Source organism: Benzoatithermus flavus (assembly GCF_037908215.1).
In the GTDB taxonomy this organism is placed as follows: domain Bacteria; phylum Pseudomonadota; class Alphaproteobacteria; order Geminicoccales; family Geminicoccaceae; genus Benzoatithermus; species Benzoatithermus flavus.
Window position 1 is genome coordinate 1 of the sequence record NZ_JBBLZC010000143.1, and the last position, 525, is coordinate 525.

The following is a 525-nucleotide window of genomic DNA, read 5'->3' on the forward strand; positions in this document are numbered from 1 at the left end:
ATGGTGCCGCGCAAAGAAATTGTGGCGCTCGATATTAACAAAAGCGTCAAGGAAAACTTGGACATCATTCGCGAAGAAAAGTATACGCGCTATCCGGTCATTGACGGCGATAAAGACCATGTGCTTGGACTCATCAACGTGAAAGAGGTGTTTACGGACTTTATTGCCAATCCGTCCAACGAAAAGCAGATGAAAGACTATATCCGCCCGATCATTCAAGTGATTGAATCGATCGCCATTCACGATTTGTTGGTCAAAATGCAAAAAGAACGCATCCATATGGCGATTTTGGTCGATGAATACGGCGGCACGTCTGGACTGGTTACAGTCGAGGACATTTTGGAAGAAATCGTTGGCGAAATCCAAGATGAGTTTGATATTGATGAAACGCCGCTGATTCAAAAAATGGACGATCGATTGATCTTGGATGGCAAAGTGTTGATCAGCGAAGTGAATGACTTGCTTGGGCTGGACATTGACGATGATGACGTCGATACGATCGGCGGCTGGATTTTAACGAAGCAT

At 45.0% G+C, this 525-nt stretch carries 1 protein-coding gene; it reads left to right on the plus strand.

The features are described 5' to 3' along the window. On the plus strand, positions 1-525 hold a 525-nt coding region (locus U1T56_RS24575; RefSeq protein WP_418162092.1), incomplete at both ends, for a CBS domain-containing protein.